This is a genomic window from Bradyrhizobium sp. CCGB01, assembly GCF_024199795.1.
Classification (GTDB): domain Bacteria; phylum Pseudomonadota; class Alphaproteobacteria; order Rhizobiales; family Xanthobacteraceae; genus Bradyrhizobium.
Map to the genome: position 1 here is coordinate 3,863,829 of NZ_JANADK010000001.1, position 18,607 is coordinate 3,882,435.

At 63.3% G+C, this 18,607-nt stretch carries 19 protein-coding genes; 15 read left to right on the forward strand and 4 right to left on the reverse strand.

Translation table 11 applies throughout. The features are described from left to right. The first annotated feature begins 83 nt into the window (after positions 1–83). From NLM25_RS17420 to NLM25_RS17445, 6 genes are all read left to right on the forward strand, one after another. Positions 84–950 carry a branched-chain amino acid ABC transporter permease gene (locus NLM25_RS17420; RefSeq protein WP_254118134.1) on the forward strand — a complete coding sequence of 289 codons (867 nt, stop codon included), beginning with the start codon at positions 84–86 and terminating at the stop codon, positions 948–950. Positions 951–962: 12 nt separating this feature from the next. After that, a complete protein-coding gene (locus NLM25_RS17425) occupies positions 963–2,036 on the forward strand; it encodes a branched-chain amino acid ABC transporter permease (RefSeq protein WP_254137789.1) in 1,074 nt (357 codons plus the stop codon). Positions 2,037–2,038: 2 nt separating this feature from the next. Next, on the forward strand, positions 2,039–2,758 hold the full coding sequence (locus tag NLM25_RS17430; protein ID WP_254137790.1) for an ABC transporter ATP-binding protein: 720 nt from the start codon (positions 2,039–2,041) through the stop codon (positions 2,756–2,758). Beyond that, positions 2,748–3,473: an ABC transporter ATP-binding protein gene (locus NLM25_RS17435; protein ID WP_256570703.1), complete on the forward strand. Its 726-nt coding sequence runs from the start codon at positions 2,748–2,750 to the stop codon at positions 3,471–3,473. The genes NLM25_RS17430 and NLM25_RS17435 overlap by 11 nt, the downstream gene beginning before the upstream one ends. A 47-nt stretch (positions 3,474–3,520) precedes the next feature. Then, the gene (locus tag NLM25_RS17440; protein ID WP_254137792.1) at positions 3,521–4,282 is read left to right on the forward strand and encodes an SDR family NAD(P)-dependent oxidoreductase; all 762 of its coding nucleotides are present in this window, start codon (positions 3,521–3,523) and stop codon (positions 4,280–4,282) included. Between the two features lie 86 nt (positions 4,283–4,368). Then, positions 4,369–5,772 carry an amidase gene (locus NLM25_RS17445; protein WP_254137793.1) on the forward strand — a complete coding sequence of 468 codons (1,404 nt, stop codon included), beginning with the start codon at positions 4,369–4,371 and terminating at the stop codon, positions 5,770–5,772. Between the two features lie 67 nt (positions 5,773–5,839). Here the strand turns inward: NLM25_RS17445 and NLM25_RS17450 are convergent, their stop codons facing one another. The 3 genes from NLM25_RS17450 to NLM25_RS17455 form a co-directional block, all read right to left on the reverse strand. Continuing rightward, positions 5,840–6,583, reverse strand: a complete 744-nt coding sequence (locus NLM25_RS17450; RefSeq protein ID WP_254137794.1) for a methyltransferase domain-containing protein — start codon at positions 6,581–6,583, stop codon at positions 5,840–5,842. Positions 6,584–6,720: 137 nt separating this feature from the next. After that, positions 6,721–6,843 carry a hypothetical protein gene (locus NLM25_RS43905; protein ID WP_256565447.1) on the reverse strand — a complete coding sequence of 41 codons (123 nt, stop codon included), beginning with the start codon at positions 6,841–6,843 and terminating at the stop codon, positions 6,721–6,723. Positions 6,844–6,945: 102 nt separating this feature from the next. Next, the gene (locus NLM25_RS17455) at positions 6,946–7,182 is read right to left on the reverse strand and encodes a hypothetical protein (protein WP_254137795.1); all 237 of its coding nucleotides are present in this window, start codon (positions 7,180–7,182) and stop codon (positions 6,946–6,948) included. Between the two features lie 491 nt (positions 7,183–7,673). Between NLM25_RS17455 and NLM25_RS17460 the strand changes: the two genes are divergently transcribed. Then, positions 7,674–8,963 (forward strand): c-type cytochrome, encoded by a 1,290-nt coding sequence (locus NLM25_RS17460; protein ID WP_254137796.1) that lies wholly within the window; start codon positions 7,674–7,676, stop codon positions 8,961–8,963. Positions 8,964–8,998: 35 nt separating this feature from the next. On the opposite strand, the gene NLM25_RS17465 is transcribed toward NLM25_RS17460, so the two are convergent. Further along, positions 8,999–10,969, reverse strand: coding sequence for a 4Fe-4S binding protein (locus NLM25_RS17465; RefSeq protein WP_254137797.1), 1,971 nt, complete (start codon positions 10,967–10,969; stop codon positions 8,999–9,001). A gap of 137 nt (positions 10,970–11,106) precedes the next feature. Here NLM25_RS17465 and NLM25_RS17470 point away from each other — a divergent pair, with 137 nt between their 5' ends. From NLM25_RS17470 to NLM25_RS17505, 8 genes are all read left to right on the forward strand, one after another. Next, positions 11,107–11,874 (forward strand): biotin/lipoate--protein ligase family protein, encoded by a 768-nt coding sequence (locus NLM25_RS17470; RefSeq protein WP_254137798.1) that lies wholly within the window; start codon positions 11,107–11,109, stop codon positions 11,872–11,874. Beyond that, positions 11,871–12,365, forward strand: coding sequence for a DUF6505 family protein (locus NLM25_RS17475; protein ID WP_309143599.1), 495 nt, complete (start codon positions 11,871–11,873; stop codon positions 12,363–12,365). Before NLM25_RS17470 ends, NLM25_RS17475 begins: the two co-directional genes overlap by 4 nt. Then, positions 12,358–13,362: a DUF6352 family protein gene (locus NLM25_RS17480; protein ID WP_254141206.1), complete on the forward strand. Its 1,005-nt coding sequence runs from the start codon at positions 12,358–12,360 to the stop codon at positions 13,360–13,362. The genes NLM25_RS17475 and NLM25_RS17480 overlap by 8 nt, the downstream gene beginning before the upstream one ends. Further along, positions 13,359–13,874: a DUF3305 domain-containing protein gene (locus NLM25_RS17485; RefSeq protein ID WP_254141207.1), complete on the forward strand. Its 516-nt coding sequence runs from the start codon at positions 13,359–13,361 to the stop codon at positions 13,872–13,874. Before NLM25_RS17480 ends, NLM25_RS17485 begins: the two co-directional genes overlap by 4 nt. Continuing rightward, positions 13,871–14,476 (forward strand): DUF3306 domain-containing protein, encoded by a 606-nt coding sequence (locus NLM25_RS17490; protein ID WP_254137799.1) that lies wholly within the window; start codon positions 13,871–13,873, stop codon positions 14,474–14,476. The genes NLM25_RS17485 and NLM25_RS17490 overlap by 4 nt, the downstream gene beginning before the upstream one ends. 134 nt (positions 14,477–14,610) lie before the next feature. Next, a complete protein-coding gene (locus NLM25_RS17495; protein WP_254137800.1) occupies positions 14,611–15,402 on the forward strand; it encodes a molecular chaperone TorD family protein in 792 nt (263 codons plus the stop codon). A 29-nt stretch (positions 15,403–15,431) separates the two neighbouring features. Continuing rightward, positions 15,432–15,641: a twin-arginine translocation signal domain-containing protein gene (locus NLM25_RS17500; RefSeq protein WP_254118148.1), complete on the forward strand. Its 210-nt coding sequence runs from the start codon at positions 15,432–15,434 to the stop codon at positions 15,639–15,641. A gap of 11 nt (positions 15,642–15,652) precedes the next feature. Continuing rightward, a complete protein-coding gene (locus NLM25_RS17505) occupies positions 15,653–18,601 on the forward strand; it encodes a formate dehydrogenase subunit alpha (protein WP_254137801.1) in 2,949 nt (982 codons plus the stop codon). Positions 18,602–18,607: the final 6 nt, after the last annotated feature.

The window sequence follows — 18,607 nt, forward strand, 5'->3', positions numbered from 1 at the left end:
GATCTTGCTCGTGTTGAGTGTCTCGACTTCGAACAAAACCGGTGCCGCAACGATGCGGCGCCGGGATCGGCAAGGGGATCAAGATGTCGGCTGAAGTGTTCTCGGTATTCTATCAGTTCGCCGACGTGTTTGCGTTCCTCATTCTTTCGGCCGCGGGCCTCGCCATCGTGTTCGGCATGATGGGCGTCATCAACATGGCGCATGGCGAGTTCATCATGTGTGGCGCCTATGTGACGGTCGGCTTGGTGAATTTGGGCGTGCCGCTCGCAATCGCCCAGATACTCGCCGCGTTGACGGCGGGGCTCATCGGTGTCCTCGTCGAATTCCTGGTCGTGCGTCGCTTCTACAAGCGGCCTCTGGATTCCCTGCTCGCGACCTGGGGCCTCAGCCTCATCGTGACGCAATCGATGCTCCTGATCGTCGGGTCTGCCGTACGAGGAATCGGCACGCCCGAGGGAAGCTTCGCAATCGGCGGCTATACGTTTTCGACCTATCGTCTGGTGCTGTTCGGTTGCGCGGTGGCCGTGCTGGCCGGTCTCTACATCATCTTCATGAAGACGCGTTTCGGCGTGATCGCCCGTGCGACAATGCAGAACGCCGCGATGGCGAAGGCGCTGGGCGCACGCACCGGCCGCATCTATGCGATCAGCTTCGGGATCGGCACCGGCCTCGCCGGGCTTTGCGGGGCGCTGTACGCGCCGACCATGACGCTGATCCCGACCATGGGCGCCACCTTCGTGGTCGAAAGCTTCGTCACGGTCGTGATCGGAGGGGCGAACGTGCTGCTCGGAACGGCGCCGGCCGCTGTGTTCCTGGCGATGATCCGGATGGCGTTGAATGCGAGCTACGGCCAGATCATCGGACAGATCGGAATGCTGGTCGCCGTCATCCTGATCATTCGGGTGTTGCCCGAGGGGCTGTCCAGCGTGCTGGTTCGTCGTGGGCGCTAAAGGGGAATGTTGATGTTCAAGCTGCTGGAAGGCCCACAGACGCTCGGACGCGGCAAGTTGTTCTGGTCGTGCTTCGTCGCCGTGCTGGCAGGCGCGCTGGCCTATCCGCTGTTCGCCGATTCCTACGACGTCGGCAATTTCGCCTACTTCCTGATCTGGATCTTCATGGCGCTCGGCCTCTGCCTGATGTGGGGCTATGGCGGCATGCTGTCGTTCGGTCAGACCTTGTTCTTCGGCATCGCCGGTTACGGTTACGGCGTGCTCGCGATCAACATGGGCGGCGGCACCGCCACGATCGCGGCGCTTGTACTCTCTGTGTTTATCGCGATGGTCGCGGCTGGCATCCTCGGCTACTTCATGATCTGGGGCGGCATCAACGGTATCTTCTTCGGCATCGTGACACTGTCCGCAACGCTGGTGCTGGCCTTCTTTCTGGGCCAGACCGCGGGGCCTGAATGGCACATCGGCCCGGCCCGGCTGAACGGGTTCAACGGCATGAAGGGCATGGACCCGTTGACGGTCGGCGACTTCTATATCGAGGGCTCGGCGCTCTATTACGTCATGGTCGCGCTGATCGTGATCGTCTATCTCGCGCTGCGCATGCTGGTGAATTCGGGGATCGGCAACGTCATCGTAGCGACGCGGGAAAACCCGCAGCGCGCCGAGATGCTGGGTTACGACGTCAGGAAATACCAACTGCTTACCTTCGTGATCGGAAGTGGTCTCGCGGGTCTCAGCGGCGCCCTGTACACGTCGTGGGGCCAGTTTATCACCCCGTCCAGCATTGGCTTGCCGGCCGCTGCAATGCCGATCGTGTGGGTGGCCTTCTCCGGACGCAGCGATTTGACTGCGACGCTGATCGGGTCGTTCCTGCTGCTGTTCGGCTTCCAGACCATCACGGTCTACAGCCAACAGGCCGCACTGGTGCTGATGGGGGCGCTGCTCCTCGCCACGGTGATGCTCGCGCCGCAAGGCTTTGTGCTCGGCATCGGCAAGCTCGTTGCGGACTGGTGGAGCGGCCGCCGGCGGCGCGATGACGGTGCCGTCATGGCGGAGGCTGGCCGCTTGCAGTCGGAAGAGTCCTGATCATGACGCTGGTCGAAGTCAAAGGCGTATCCAAGCGGTTTGGCGGATTGACTGCCGTCTCCGATGTCGACCTTGCGGTCAACGCGGGCGAGGTCCACTGCCTGATCGGTCCCAACGGCGCCGGCAAGAGCACACTGTTCAAGCTGATCGTGGGTCTTTATCCGCCGACCCAGGGCAGCATCCTGTTCGACACCGTCGACATCACGGCCGAGCGTCCATACGCGCGCGTGCAGCGGGGCATGAGCATCAAGATGCAGGCTCCGAGCGTGTTCAAGGAGCTGCCGGTCCGGCAGAACATCCAGATTGCGCTCCAGGAGCGACTGTCCGGCGCGGAACGCATCGCCGAAGAGGATCGCCTGCTGACACTGCTCAACCTCGGCCCGGACAGCGAGAAGCTCGCGGGTGCGCTGTCGCATGGCCAGCAGCAATGGCTCGAGATCGGGATGGCGCTGGCGCTGAAGCCTCAGCTCCTGCTGCTGGACGAGCCGACCGCCGGGATGTCACCGGAGGAAACCTTCAAGACCGGCGAGCTGATCAAGTCGTTCAATGCCGAAGGCATGACGGTGCTTGTCGTCGAGCACGATATGGCCTTTGTGCGCCAGGTCGCCCAACGCGTCACGGTACTGCATCTCGGCAAGATATTTGCGCGCGGCAATCTCGAAAGCATCTTGCAGGACGAAAAGGTCGCGGAAATTTACCTCGGTAAGGCCCATGCTCACTAAGCCCACGCCCACTGACCGGATTCTTCGCGTCTCGGACTTATGGGCGGGATACGGCGCGACGCCTATCCTGCAGGGGGTCACCATGTCGGTCTCGCGCGGCGAGATCGTCGGCGTGATCGGCCGTAACGGTGTCGGCAAGTCGACCCTGATGCGGTGCCTGATCGGACTGCTGCAGACATGGCGCGGCACGATCAGCTTCATGGAGCAGGACGTCACAAAGCTCGAAGCCGACGCGCGGGCGAGGGCGGGTTTTGGCTACATTCCACAGGGACGCGACGTCTTTCCGCAGATGACGGTCGAGGAAAACCTGCAGGTCGGCGAGTTGATCGGCGGTCCCGGCGGCAAGAAGCTGCCGGAGCTCGTCTATGAGTATTTTCCGCGGCTGAAGGAACGTCGGCGGCAGGCCGCGGGCACCATGTCGGGCGGCGAGCAGCAGCAGCTCGCCATAGGCCGCGCGCTGATCGGCAATCCGTCCTTGATGATCCTGGACGAGCCGTCCGAGGGCATCCAGCCCTCGATCGTCCAGCACATCTGCGAGGCGCTGAGGTCGTTCCGGAACGAGCTTGGGACCACGATCATCTTCGTCGAGCAGAATCTCGACACGATCCTGGCGATCGCCGAGCGATGTTACATCATGGAGAAGGGCAGGATCACGCAGTCACTGGCGGGAGGCGAGGTCAACGAGGACAATGTCCGCGAGCAGCTCCTGCTCTGAACGGCCGCATGGCATGTCTCTATGTCGTCAACAGGGAGGGAATGGACATGGATCTGGGACTTAAGGGAGCAAAGGTTCTCGTCACCGGCAGCACCAAGGGCATCGGCAGGGCGATCGCCGACACCTTCGCGGCCGAAGGCGCCAATGTCGGCATCTGCGCGCGCAACCAGGCCGACGTCGACGCCGCGGTCACTGCGATCAAGGCGAAAGGCGTCGCCGCATTTGGCAGTTCGGTCGACGTCTCCAACGGTCCGGCGCTCAAGGCCTGGGTGGAGGACATGGCGTCCAAGCTTGGCGGCATCGACATTGTCGTCGCCAATGTCAGCGCCTTGTCAATCGGGCAGGACGAGGAGAGCTGGGAGAAGGAATTCTCCACCGACATGATGGGCACGGTGCGGCTGGTCAATGCGGCGATGCCCTATCTGGAGAAGAGCAAGGCCGCCGCCATCGTCACCATCTCAAGCGTGTCGGGGCGCGAGGTCGATTTCGCCAGCGGCCCCTACGGCACGTTCAAGGCGGCGATCATCCACTACACGCAGGGGCTCGCGTTCCAGCTTGCCGGTAAAGGCATCCGCGCCAATTCGGTATCACCGGGCAACACCTATTTCGAGGGCGGTGTCTGGCATCAGATCAAGGACGGCAATCCCGAGCTGTACAAGACCGCGCTGGCGCTCAACCCGACCGGCCGCATGGGCACACCGCAGGAAATGGCGAATGGTGCGGTGTTCCTTGCCAGCAAGGCGGCGAGCTTCATCACCGGGACCAACCTCGTGGTCGATGGTGCCCTCACGCGAGGAGTGCAGTTCTAGGCGCTTCTCGAGCAGCGCAGTCACGAGACCGGGCCGTCAGGGGTGCCGGTGTGCGAAGCCGTTTCCGACAACAACGGGGCTGTCAGATGTCAGCAGATCCAATTCACTACAAGTCCATCACCGAACTCTCCGAGCTGTTTCGCCGGGGTGAGCTTCTGCCCTCGAAAGTGACTGAGGCGATGCTGAGCCGGATCGCGAAGCTCGACAGCCGGTTTCACGGCTATGCGCTTGTCCTCGCCGAGCGTGCCATGGCGCAGGCGAAGCGCTGTGACGCCGAGCTTGCCAAGGGCATCTGGCGCGGGCCGTTGCACGGTGTGCCGATCGGATTGAAGGATCTATGCTACACCACGTTCGCGCCGACCGCAGGCGGCACCACGATTCACGCCAGGTTTGTTCCGTCCTTCAATGCGACGATCGTGGATCGGCTTGAGCACGCCGGTGCCGTCACGCTCGGCAAGCTCAAGATGACCGAGGGCGCCTATACCAGCCACCATCCGAACGACCAGGCGCCGCTCAATCCCTGGGGCGTCGACTATTGGGTCGGCTCCTCCTCGAGCGGATCGGGCGTGGCGACCTCGGCGGGGCTCTGCTTCGGCTCGATCGGCAGCGACACCGGCGGCTCGATCCGGTTTCCGTCGGCGACCTGCGGCTTGACCGGGATCAAGCCGACCTGGGGACGCGTCAGCCGTCACGGCGTCTTTCCGCTGGCGGACTCGCTCGACCATGTCGGACCAATGTGCCGGAGTGCGGCCGATGCGGCCGCCATGCTCGGCGTCATTGCGGGCGCCGATGTCAACGACCCGACGGCCCTGCAGGCCCCGGTGCCGAATTATCTGGCAGGCATCGGGGACGGCATCCGCGGCCTACGGATCGGCGTGGACCGCAGCTACACCCAGGACGGAATCGATCCGCAGGTGGTCGCCGCCTTGCTGGAAGCGGAGCGCACGCTTGCGGACCTTGGCGCCGATATCCGCGAGGTCAAGTTCCCGGACTACCAGAAGCTCGTCAGCATGTGGATCCCGATGTGCTCGATCGAGACGGCAGAGGCGCATCTCGAGACCTATCCGTCGCGGAAGTCGGAATACGGCCCCGATCTCGCGCAGCTTATCGAGCAGGGCAGGTCGATGAGTGGCGTCGAGATCGCAGCGATCCATCATGAGCGACTGAAGTTCTGCGGCAGCCTCGCCGCCCTGTTCGGCGATATCGACCTGCTGTTGATCCCGACCATGCCCGTGCCGATCCCGACGCTGACCAAGATGGGCGAATATGGCGCCGATCCGAACGTTCTGCTCAGTATCCTTCGCTTCACCGCCGTGTTCGACTTCTCGGGCAGCCCGACCATCACGCTGCCGAACGGCATGGCGTCGGACCGGCTGCCGCTCAGCATGCAGCTCGTCGGCCCGCATCTATCCGAAGCTGTTCTTGCCCGTGCCGGGTACGCATTCCAGTCGGTGACGGATTGGCATACGCGGCGTGCGCCCATCGAATGAGAGGCATCGGAATGGTTTTGGGCAGGTGACATTCATCTGGCACCACCCGCACCGCCAATAACTACGATCAGCGAATGCCGGCGCGATCCGTACAGGCAACGATGTCGCGAGGAGGTTTTCGAACTGCGGCCTGCGGTGGAGCGAACACCGCCAGGTACCCGCCATCACCTGCGAGCCGATACGTGGCGATCTCGCCGTAGTCAACGGCGGCCAGTTCGCAACGCAACAGATCAATCGGCGTGCCATGCCTTGAGGTCGGCCGCTCGAAGTCGACAATTCCGATCCGCGCGCCCGGCTTCAAGGCCGGCGCGAGATTATAGAGGAACGCATAGGGTTGGGTTATCTCATGATACATGCGGGCGAGGATGGCGGCATCCAGCGAGGAAGCGGGCAGGCGTGGGTCGTGTGGTTCGCCCAACGCGAATATGATGTTCGTCAGCCCCAACCGTTCTGTTCGCCTGTCGAGTTCGATGAGATAGTCCCGCATGATGTCCTGGGCGACGACGACACCCTTTGGGCCGACGATGTTTGAGAGGCGGACCGTGTAATAGCCGCTGCCTGCACCAATATCGCCGACCGTCATGCCTGGTTTCAGCTCGAGAAGACGGGCGACCTCACCGACCTCATCCAGGACGTCGCGGTGCTCCCAGGCGGAGCGGCTCAGGCCGGCGATCGGCGCAACCGGGCGCCGAGTTGGGAGAAAATCCTTGGCAGGGATTCCCGGAGAAGTCAGATAACCAATGTCAGCGGCGCATACGCGAGTTGTGCCCAGCGCCGCGACAAGCGCCACGATGAGGACCAGCGTCATCATGGGGTCGCCAGGTCTCAGACGCGGTCGTTCACGTTGCGAAAGACGTGGGCCCAGGGCACGCGCCCCTTCTCTCCCTTCTCTAGAGATAGCAGCCGGGCATGGAGCAGGCCGCCCCGGCGCCTCTTGCGGCCGGCGTCTTACAGACGCACGCCGGTTGTAGCAAACGCCTGGGAAACGGGTTCCTGCACCTGATCCAGGATTGCCATTGCGCCAAATGCGATGACAATGGCCGCAGCGCAGCCGAGCAGAAAAGCCTTCATGCGCAAACTCCATCACTTGCAAGCCGCCTGCATCGTACGACGCCGCTTGCTGTGAGCAACTGTGACGGACGATCTCAAGTTCACCCGCCGTTCCTGCCGACTCTAAGGGCTCATGAAAATCGGGTCGATTGGAAATGCATCGCCGATCAACCCCAGCGCTTGAAGCTCGGCGCGGTGCAAGTCCACTTCCAATATGGCGACGAGCAGCATGAGCACGACAACCGTGAGGACGAGGAGAGGCGAGGCTTCCCGGGTCGCTGGCTCCGGAGTAATCAAGAGCACGCGCACGGCGCGTAGCCATGAGATCATCCGCAGAAATGGCCTCGATTGCCCCAGCATGCCTTTTCCTTGACATGACGAGCAAAGACGTGACCAACCAAAGCTAGGACTCGCGCTGCCGCCATTCAAGGGAGAATGCCGACGATGGGCGAACTGACGCAGTGCGCATCGAGGAACGGATATCGATCCTTCCTCGTTGGGCTCCAAAGGAGGAGTTCGCCGTGAAGGCACTGACATCCATCCTATGCCTGGCAGCAGTCGTGACCTTCGATAGTGCGCGCGCCCAGTCCGGACAGACAGGGTCGCCTGCGGCACAGACCCGTCCCGAAGAGAAGGGCCAAATACAGCCTCAGGGCTGGACGGGCCCCATCAATACGGGTTCGGGCGGCGCGCCCGCCGAAAGTCCGCAAGGTCAGAGCCCGCCCGGGATGCAGGCGGCGCCCGAGGGCTCGTCCAAAAAGGTCGTTGCACCGGAAAAGTAGACGTCGTGCCGCGGACATTTTTTTCGGGCATTCTTGAAGGCGTGGAGCAACCATGGCCGGCAAAGATTGATGGGGTGGGCTTCGTGCGCCCGGGTCGCCGCGACCCTTCTGGAGATTGTTGCTGCGTCGGCGGCACACGCGCAGCTTGCGGGGCACGGCGGCCCTGTACGGGCGCTCGCCGTTTCGCCTGACGGCGAGAGCCTGTTGTCGGGCAGCTTCGACACGTCCGCCATCCGCTGGGCGCTGAAGACCGACGCGGCGGGTGAGGTGCTGCGGTATCATGCGGATGCCGTCAACGCCGTTGCGTTCCTGAAGGACGGCCGCATGATCACAGCGGGTGCCGACGGCCGGATTGCCATCTGGACGGCGGGCCTGCAGCAGCCCGATCAAGTCCTGGAGGGGCATACCGGTCCGGTCGTGGCACTCGCCGTGGCGCCGGACGGATCGACGCTCGCCTCGGCCTCGTGGGACCACAGCGTGCGGCTCTGGTCCCTGGCCGATCGCGCATCACGCGCGCTCGAGGGGCACGTGCAGAACGTGAATGGTGTCGCCTTCGCTCCGGACGGCATGTCGCTCGTGAGCGTTGGCTACGATCGCGCGTTGTGTATCTGGCGCTTGCCGGAGGGTCGGCCTGAAACGGTGGTATTGCCGGTGCCATTGAACGCCGTCGCAACTGCGCCCGATGGCGAGATCGTCGCCGCAGGGGCCGACGGCAAGCTGCGCATGCTGACGACGGACGGAAAGCCGGCTGGCGAGGTGGCCGCAGGCTCGGCGTCGATCGTTGGCTTGGCGCTTTCCGACGATGGGACGCTGATCGCCGCCGCAGGCATCGGCGGCACGGTTGCCATTGTGGAGCGCAAGTCCCGCAGTGTGTTGAGGACTCTCGTGGGGCCTGGCTTCCCGGTCTGGTCGGTCGTCTTCCTGCACGATGCGGCCACGCTCGTGACTGGAGGTGCGGACGGAAAAATCCGGCGTTGGAATGTGCGGAGCGGTGAGCCGGTCGGTTCGAACCTGTTCGGGACATCAGCGGATCCGCTGGCTGCCTATGCGGGCGATCATGGCGCCGATGTCTTTCGCGCCTGTGTTGCCTGTCACACGCTGTCGACCAAGGAGGCGCAACGTGCGGGGCCGACGCTAGCCGGATTGTTCGGCCGGAAAATCGCTTCGGTCCCCGGCTATCGGTTTTCCGAGGCGCTCAAGACGATGGATATCGTCTGGACCCCCGAGACAGTCGCGAAGCTGTTTGAAGTCGGGCCCAACGTCTACACGCCGGGAACGAAGATGCCGGAGCAGCGCATCGGATCGGCCGAAGACCGCCGCGCATTGACCGACTTCCTGGTCCGGGCGACCTCGCAATAGGTGAGTACCCGAGCCCTGGTGACGAACGGTCGCGCTCAGGTCTTGCTGTCCGGCCGGCGCAAATAATCCTCGGTGGTTCGGGGCGGCGCGCGTTCCGGAACGCCCGCAAACGGATCGAACTGCTGTTCACTCATCACGATCACGCGGCAATCGGCGCACATCCTGATGGTGTCGAGGCGCTTGTCGCCGGCCGGATACATCCAGTGCCGGCCCTCGAGCTTTGCCGCGATCCGATCAATCGTGCTTCTTACGCCGAACGCCGTGCCGCAGCGGATGCAAAGCGCGGGCTCTTCCTCCTTGATCACAACCGCGCTCGCGCGGCCGGCGCGGAAATCGATCTGGGGCTTGAGCGTGATGACCTTCTCGGGACAGGTGCTCTGGCAGAGGCCGCATTGCACGCATGCATCTTCGACGAATTTGAGTACCGGGCGTTCGGGATCATCGCGGAGCGCGCCGGTCGGGCAGACGGAAACGCAGGACAGGCACAGCGTGCATCCACTGGTATCGACGCTCACTGCGCCGATCGGAGCGCCCTGAGGCAGCGCAATGACATCGACCGGGTTCGGCGCGAGGCGATGCAGCTCGCTCAACGCGAAGCGGAGCAGGTCGCGCCGCTTGCCGACAGTCTTGAACGTCGCTGGCGTCTTCACGCTGGCAAGTCGTCCGATACCCTTCAATTGCTCCAGCAATGCATCCGGATCGTCGGTTTCGATCGCAGCGACCCGGTGTCCTTCAAATCCGAGGCCCGCAAGGATGGTCTCTGCCATGCCGATCGTTTGCCTCAGCCCGGTCACGTCATGCCGCGGCTTGCTGCGGAGCAAGAACCGGAATGCGGCCGCTCCGTAGGCAAAGGCGCCGATAACGGCCTCCGGCCCGACCTGTGTCACCTCATTGACGGCCAGAGGGATGACTTGGGCAGGCAGCCCATCGCCGTGCCGCGCAAGCGCGTCAATTAAAGGCGTGCCGTGTGAGCCGTCGTGCAGCAACAGGACAGGGTTCGATCCGCCCGCCTGATGATAGGCGAGCAGCATGGCGCGGATGGTGTGAAGCTGGGTGTCCGCGGGCGGCAACGCGTAGGACGCCGCGCCCGTCGGACAAGCGGCGGCACATTGGCCGCAGCCGGCGCAAATCGCGGCATCGATGGCAACGTGATTGCCGGCCGGTGTGATCGCACTCGTGGGACACAAATCAAGACAACGATGGCAGCCGGTCAGATTCGAGCGCGAATGGGCGCAAAGATCGGGCGTGAACTCGACATATTTGGGCTTATCGAAACGTCCGACGAGATCACGCGCGCTCAGGACGGCGCGGAGCATGGCGCCCGGGTCCTTGGGATCGGCCCGCAGGTAACCGTCGCGCAAATCATGCGCTGGAAACAGCGGTCTCTCTCCCGATAGGTCAAGGATGATGTCACAACGCGAGGTGGCGCCATTGCGTGGCGTTTCAAAGACGTAGTGATCGCGCGAGGAGGGACGCGGGCGAGCGTAGTCGTCGATCGTGAGCTCGAAGGCGCCAAAATGTCCTCTGGCGTTACGGATCGCTCCCTTCACGACCGGGAAGGACGTTGCCACAGGCGAGATGATCTCGCGCGGCTCCCTCAGCATCACCGTCACATCGAGGTGCTCCGAAAGCAGCCGCCCGGCTTCGATTGCCGCTTCGTCCCTGCCGTAGATCAGGATGACCCCGTCGCTCGCCAGCGTGACCAGCGGATAGTCGGGCGCCTGCACGGCGCTCGCTGCGAGCAGCGCCGCCATTTTGGGGCCCGCTTGCGCGCCTTCGGCCGACCAGCCTGCCGTTTCGCGAACGTTTACGAACGCGATGGGCGCGGAGCGCTCGCCGGATTCCTCCGCAAACAAGGATTGCTGATACGTGCAGGCAACGGTCAGAGGGCCCTCTGCCTTTGCGCCTGCGCGAAAACGGTCGAGCTCGGCGCCGCACAGGTGACGAAAACTCTTGATGTTGCCATTGCCGCATCCGCGCTGGATCGCGGTCACGTCAAGACGCATCGTGTCTTCACACGAGCAAATCAGGATGGTCTTCGCTGGCTGCTCCAGGTTCATCCCTCCCGAGACGGGCGACGAATGACGGACTCGCGCCGATCCTTTGCCTCGTATAAATATTGTCAATCGGGAAAAAGGGGAAAGTGGAGGACGGCCTGCGGTCGATCCCAACCAGCCACGCTTCCATGGCGGAACCCATCCAGTTGCCGCCGCCCTTTGCCTTGGTCCGATTGCGCGAGAGCGGAGACGCGTTTGCCCATGCATGCCGCATTGCACTCGAAAGCGGTGCCGGCACGCTAGTCTATGTAGGACGGTTCGATGTTGCCGAGTTCGCGGTGGTGCTGGAGCCGGCCGAGCCGCTGACCACCGCGCGCCGCGCCTTTTACGCTGGCATGGTTGCTCTGACCGACGCCCTGCGCGCCTATGCGCCGCCGGCCAAGGAGGTCGCGATCGGTTGGCCTGATGCGGTGAGGATTGACGGAGCGCTGGTCGGAGGGGGACGGCTGGGCTGGCCCGCATCCGCGGACGAGGATGAGCCGCCGGGCTGGCTCGTATTCGGAGCCGTGATCCGGACAGTCACGATGAACGATCATGATCCCGGTGTTCGCCCACTTGCCTCCGCCCTGGATGAGGAAGGGTTCGGGGAGGCCGGTGCAGTGCAGATGACAGAGAGTTTTGCGCGGCACCTGATGCGGGCGATCGACAACTGGCAGGTCGATGGATTTGACAGCGTCGCGCGCGAATATCTCAGCCGCATCCCTCGCGAGCGGCAGACGTTGCGACGCATCGATGATCGCGGCGATCTGCTCACGCGCCGTATCGGAACTGATACGACTGAGCGGGCAGACCTTGTTAAAGCGCTGGCCGCGCCATCCTGGCTCGATCCTGATCTCGGAGGGCCAGGGTCGTGAAAAAGGCTGCGAAACTCCTGCGCACCATCGCGCTCGATGCCTCCGATACCTTCATGTTCGACGTTCCGGCAATCTCGGGCGAATGGGCGGTCTCCGGCGCGTTCCGCTTCTGCGATCAGGATCCCGGGAAGCTGGGCGGAAAGGCGCGCGCCGCCTTCCGCAGCGGCTTTCTCGGCGTGCAGTCCTGGGGATGGTCGACACTTGCGCAGATTGTTCCGGCGACCGAGGACGATTGCCAGGCGCTGATCGAACTCCTTGCCAGGCAACTCGTTGACCGGTTCGGCGCACCGGACATGGCAATTGCGAGGACCGCTGCGGAAGAGGAAGTCACCTTTGCGCAGACGCTCTGCACGCACCCGATCAGTTCGCTCGTTGCGGTCCATCGTTCGGCGCGAGATGGCGAAGCCCACGAGGCCTTCCGCAGGCTGCAACTGCGGGAAGGGCAGCCGCATGGCAGGGCATTCTCGTTCATGGAAATCGAGGATGAGTGATTTCTGGATCGCATGCGGCCATCATCTTCTTGATCGCGACGAGAGCGGCGGGCTTCGTGTCACCGACGAATTCTTGAAGGCATATTTTGCCCGTCCCGAGCTGATGCCGCCGAGGGACGCGTGCCCGGTCGAACGGGGACTGCATCGCGACATGCTCGCCGATCCGCGCCGGGCGGTCGGAGCGGACGACGTCACCGCGATCGCCGATGAGGATGCGCGCGAGAACTGGCGCTTCGTACTGGGCTTTCGCGATCTCATGTTGCGGCACTCAACACTCGAGGCTGCGTATCTCGCAGCCCTGCGCTCGCGGTCAAACGACCTGCCGCCGCTGTTCATCAATCAACTTGTGCACGTGATCCTGCGCAATGTCCTTGATGGCAGCAACGATCCGTTCGTGCTGCGCGCCGCCGAGTTGTTTTTCCGGCCGCAGCGGATCCTGCCGCATGAGCAGGCCTTGCTGCTTGGCGATGAAGAGGTCGTCGGCGGTCGCAGCCCGACGCCTGTCTTGTCGCTGATCTCGATGCTGGGCACCAAGGTGGACGCGCAGCTCGACGTGTTGAGCGAGGACAACGCCGAGAGCTATTGGGACCGCAGCGACCGGTTTGACATGGCTCTCGATCTCACCGCGGGTGGGCGAGGGTCTCGCGCGCTGGCGCAGGCAATGACACGCTGGGTCTCCCATCTGCTCGGGATCGATGTTGTCATTGAACCGCTGACGGAACCACGCGAGGTGAAGCTGACCTGGTATATCGGGTTGGACGCTGACGCCACCAGGATGGGCGATCGGCTTTGGCACGGCGAGGAGCTTGACGAGCCCAGCGCAGGGCGAGTGCTTTCGTTGTTTCGCCTGACTTTTGCGGATTCTCGGCTCGCCATGGAGAGCTTGCAGGGCGAGCCGGTCTATCTGATCCTGGCGATGACGGCCGATCACAAGCTCCGCATGAAACCGCAGAATCTGTTGGCGGGACTCCCGATCAGGCGCGTGGAAGCCATCTGATGAGTGCCGCCCTGCCAATCGTGCGTATCCCCGTCGGCATCGTCGTCGAACGACGCAGGGCGGAGTCGCCCTGGGTCGATTTCATCTGGCGGAGCACCGCCGTTTTGCCGGACGAACCGGATACGAAACCCTGGACAATCTTGCGCGAGCAGGAGGGCAGCACCTTGTTTTATGTCGGCAGCGCAACGGTTGATCTGTACGTGTCGGAAACCGCGCGTTACCGCGACAATGTTGCCTCCGGCACGCCGAGCATCTGGGTGATCTTGAGCCCATCCGAGGGCGCCTGGCCTTATGCGATCGCCGCAGCGACGGCTGATCCCGCGGAAGGAGAGGGGTTTACCGAGGCCGCTGACAATCTGGTTGAAGCCGTACCAATGCCCGAGGCCGTGCGCGAGGTGATTGAAAGTTTTGTTGCCGAACACCACGTCGAGAGAGAGTTCGTCAAACGCGAGCGACGGCGCGCCGATCCCGAAGCCTTGGCGCGTCGGCAGCATGAAGGCGGGCAAGAATGACTGAGGAAGAGTTTCTCGCACGTTGGTCGCGCCGCAAGCGCGGGTCAAAACCGAATGCTCCGCCGGCGGAAATAGCCGAGCCGGCCGATGAGGCCGCGGTGCCGTCCCCGGCGGCCAAGGCCGAGCCGGACGTGGATCTCGGCAGCTTGCCGTCGATCGATGCGATCGCGGCCGGGACCGACATCACCGCATTCCTGCGCAAAGGTGTTCCGCAGGAATTGATGCACGCGGCTCTTCGCCGTGCCTGGACGGCCGATCCGGCGATCCGCGATTTCGTGGGGCTCGCCGAAAACGCCTGGGACTTCAACGATCCGAATGCCATGCCGGGGTTCGGACCGCTCGATTGCTCGCAGGCCGAGTTGGCCGCCTGGGTCGAGCGGATCGTCGGCGGCCTGCGGAACGCTGCAGAGGCATCTTCCGACACGCCAACGCAATTGCAGGAGTCCGCGGACGTTCCAAATGCGGATGTTGTGCACTCCGCAGTGCTTACAGAGTTTGATCAAGCGGTCCACACCGAGATCGCTGCTCCCGTTGCATCGCAACCGACCACGGAAGCCGCGACTGTTCGGCGCCGCACACATGGCGGTGCTCTTCCTCGCTGACACTGCGACCAAAGGTATAGCCTCACGCTATGGGTCGGCGATTGACCGTCCGAGGAGCGAGGTCTACGCTCTGTTAGCGCTTTGTTACGCAAGCAAAATCGGTCATTCGGGGGTCTCGGGCGACGGAGGTCCATATGCGTGACGCCGGGCTTGATCGTGCCATTGACGCCGCAGGCGGCGTGGCCCGGCTTGCGCGCAAAATCCGCATCAGCCAGCCCTCGGTTTCGAACTGGAGCAAGATACCCGCTCAGCGGGTGATTGCGGTGGAAGCGGCAACAGGTGTTCCCCGGGCAGAACTGCGGCCTGATCTCTATCCCGATCACCGTCAGGAACGCACGGTGTCGCAAGACAGCATCGATCCGATCGATGTCGCGCGATCGCGGGAATATGGCCTTCTCGCCGTCTTGCTCGCGGCTGCGCCGTCCAGGAACTTGCTCGATCGGCTTGCCAGTTTGAGCGGAGACGGGACCCCGCTTGGTCAGGCTCACGCCGGCTTGGCGGAAGCCGCTTCGCGCGCGAGCGTAGCTCAGGTCGAGCGGGAATATTTCGACCTCTTCGTTGGTCTCGGGCGCGGCGAGTTGCTGCCCTACGCCTCCTACTATTTGACCGGCTTCCTCAACGAACGGCCGCTGTCACGTTTGCGAACCGATCTCGCGGCGCTCGGCATCGCGCGCGCCGAGGGCAATTTCGAACCAGAGGATCATGCCGCCATCCTCTGCGAGATCATGGCAGGAATGGCCGACGGCCAACTGGATGCGCCGACGGATGTGCAGCGCGCACTGTTCGAGAAACACGTCTCGCCCTGGATGGGACGCCTGTTCGCCGACATGGAACAGGCGGCAAGCGCAAGATTCTATCGCGCGGTCGGCACGCTCGGCCGCCTGTTTATCGAGGTCGAGAGGCAAGCATTTTCGTTCGCTGAGTGACCAGCGCAGGCTGGTCCGGGAGAAATGCGATGAACGAAGACAAGCAAGCGACCGTCGGAAGGCGCGACTTTCTCCGCAAGGTTGGCATCGGCACGGTAGGCGCTGGCGCCACGCTGGCGACGCCGCTCGTCGGCTCTGCGCAAGCCGACAGCGAGAATGACGATGAGAAGCGCAAGGCGCGCTACAAGGAATCCGATCACGTGAAGGCCTATTACCGCGTCAACCGCTATCCCGCCTGAGGGAGGCTGCCGTGCTTATCAAGCGATCAGATCAGCATTCTGGATCCGGCCACCGCGGCTCAGTCGCCGATACCTTGGCACACCAGGCCGGCGGTCTCGATCGCCGCACCTTCCTGCGGCGGTCCGGTCTTGCGGGTGGCGCGCTCGCGGCACTCGGCACAATGCCGGTTTCCGGCGTGCGCAAGGCGGAAGCCGCCGTGGCGGGTCCGCTGGCCGCCGGCGCCACCGTCAGGAAAAGCATCTGTACGCATTGTTCGGTCGGATGCACGGTGACCGCGGAGGTGTTGAACGGGGTCTGGATCGGTCAGGAACCGACCTGGGAGTCCCCCATCAATCGCGGATCTCATTGCGCGAAGGGGGCTTCCGTGCGCGAGCTGGTGCACAGCGAGCGGCGTTTGCGCTATCCGATGAAGCTCGTGAACGGGCAATGGGCGCGCGTCTCCTGGGAGACTGCGATCAACGAGATCGGCGACAAGATCCTCGATGTTCGCGAAAAATCGGGCCCGGATTCCGTTTACTGGCTCGGGTCGGCCAAGATGACCAATGAAGGCGCTTATCTGTTCCGCAAGCTCGGGGCGTTCTGGGGTACCAACAACACCGACCATCAGGCCCGTATCTGCCATTCGACCACCGTCACCGGCGTCGCCAATACCTGGGGCTACGGCGCGATGACCAACAGCTACAACGATATCCGCAATGCCAAGACCCAGATGATCATGGGCGGCAATCCGGCCGAGGCGCATCCGGTTTCGTTGCAGCATCTGCTCGAGGGCAAGGAGCTGCAAAAGGCCAACTTCATCGTCATCGACCCGCGCATGACGCGCACCGCGGCGCACGCGACGGAATACGTGCGGATGCGTCCGGGCACTGACATTCCGATACTCTACGGCATCATGTGGCACATCCTCCAGAACGGCTGGGAGGACAAGGAATTCATCAGGCAGCGCGTCTACGGCTTCGACGATCTCCGCAAGGAAGTGGAGAAATGGAATCCGGAAGAGGTCGAGCGCGTCACCGGCATTCCCGCCGAACAGCTCAAGCGGGTCGCCAAGATGTTCGCTACCGAGAAGCCGTCGACCTTGATCTGGGCCATGGGCCAGACCCAGAAGACCGTCGGCACGGCCAATGTGCGGGCGAGCTGCATTCTGCTGCTCATGACCGGCAATGTCGGTGGACCGGGCATGGGCGCCAACATCTTCCGCGGCCACGACAATGTGCAGGGCGCGACCGATGTTGGTCTCGATATTGTGACGCTGCCATTCTACTACGGCCTCGCCGAGGGCGCGTGGAAGCACTGGTCGCGGGTCTGGGACGTCGACTACGAGTTCTTGAAGTCGCGCTTTGTTTCCAAGCAGATCATGGAAACTCCCGGCATTCCGCTCACCCGCTGGTTCGAGGCGGTGACGTTGCCGAAGGATCAGGTCGCTCAGCAAGACAATGTGCGGGCCGTGTTCGTTCAGGGACACGCCAGCAACAGCATCACGCGCATTCCGGAGTCTCTCAAGGGCCTGAAGGCGCTGGACCTGCTCGTCATTGCCGACCCGCACCCCACGACCTGGGCATCGCTGGCGGTCGAGGCCGGCCGCAAGGATGGCATTTACATTCTTCCGGTGGCTACGCAATTCGAGTGCAAGGGATCGCGCGTCGCCTCGAACCGCTCGCTGCAATGGGGCGAACAGATCGTGAAGCCAATCTTCGAATCCAAGGACGACCTCGAGGTCATCTATCTGATGGCCAGGAAGCTCGGCTTCGCCGACCAGATGTTCAAGAAAATCAAGGTCGATAACAATCTGCCTGAAGCAGAAGACGTGCTGCGCGAGATGAACCGCGGCAGCTGGTCGACCGGCTATTGCGGGCAATCGCCCGAGCGGCTCAAGGCGCACATGAAGAACCAGGCGAAGTTCGACATGCTGACGATGCGTGCGCCCAAGGACGATCCCGAGGTCGGCGGCGATTATTACGGCCTGCCGTGGCCGTGCTGGGGCTCGCCGGAAGTCCGGCATCCCGGCACGCCGCTGCTCTACAATACCAATCTCGCGGTGATGGACGGCGGCGGCACGTTCCGGCCGCGCTTCGGCATCGAGCGCGAGGAGAAGCTGCCCGACGGGACCACGCGCAAGGTCAGTCTGCTGGCCGACAAATCCTACTCCAAGGATTCCGAGATCCAGGACGGCTATCCCGAATTCACGCTGGCGAGCCTGAAGAAGCTTGGCTGGGACACGGATCTCACCGAAGCGGAGATGGCCACGATCATGAAGGTCAATCCGACCAATCCGGATTTGGTGTCGTGGTCGCTCGATCTCTCAGGGGGCATCCAGCGGGTCGCACTCAAACACGGCTGCGTGCCGTATGGCAATGGCAAGGCACGCATGAACGCCTTCGGCTTGCCTGATCCGATTCCGGTCCATCGCGAGCCGATCTACACGCCACGTGTCGACCTCGTCGAGAAATATCCGACGCTGCCCGATGCCAAGCAGTTTCGCATGCCCAACATCGGCTTCTCGGTGCAGAAGGCCGCTGTGGAGAAGGGGATCGCCAAGCAGTTCCCGCTCATCCTCTCCTCGGGACGTCTCGTCGAGTATGAGGGCGGCGGCGAGGAGACCCGGACCAATCCGTGGCTTGCCGAACTGCAGCAGGACATGTTCATCGAGATAAATCCGGCCGATGCCGCCGATCGCGGCGTCAAGGACGGCGGCTGGGTCTGGGTCACGGGCGCCGAGAACAGTTCCAGGGCGAGGATGAAGGCGCTCGTCACCGAGCGTGTCGGCAGGGGCGTGGCCTGGATGCCTTTCCACTTCGGCGGTTGGCTCGCCGGCAAGGATCTCCGGGGCAACTATCCGAAGGGCACTGATCCGATCGTGCTCGGCGAAAGCGCCAACACGATCACCACCTACGGATACGATCCCGCGACGAACATGCAGGAGACCAAGGTCACCCTTTGCCAGATCTCGGCGGCATAAGGAGCA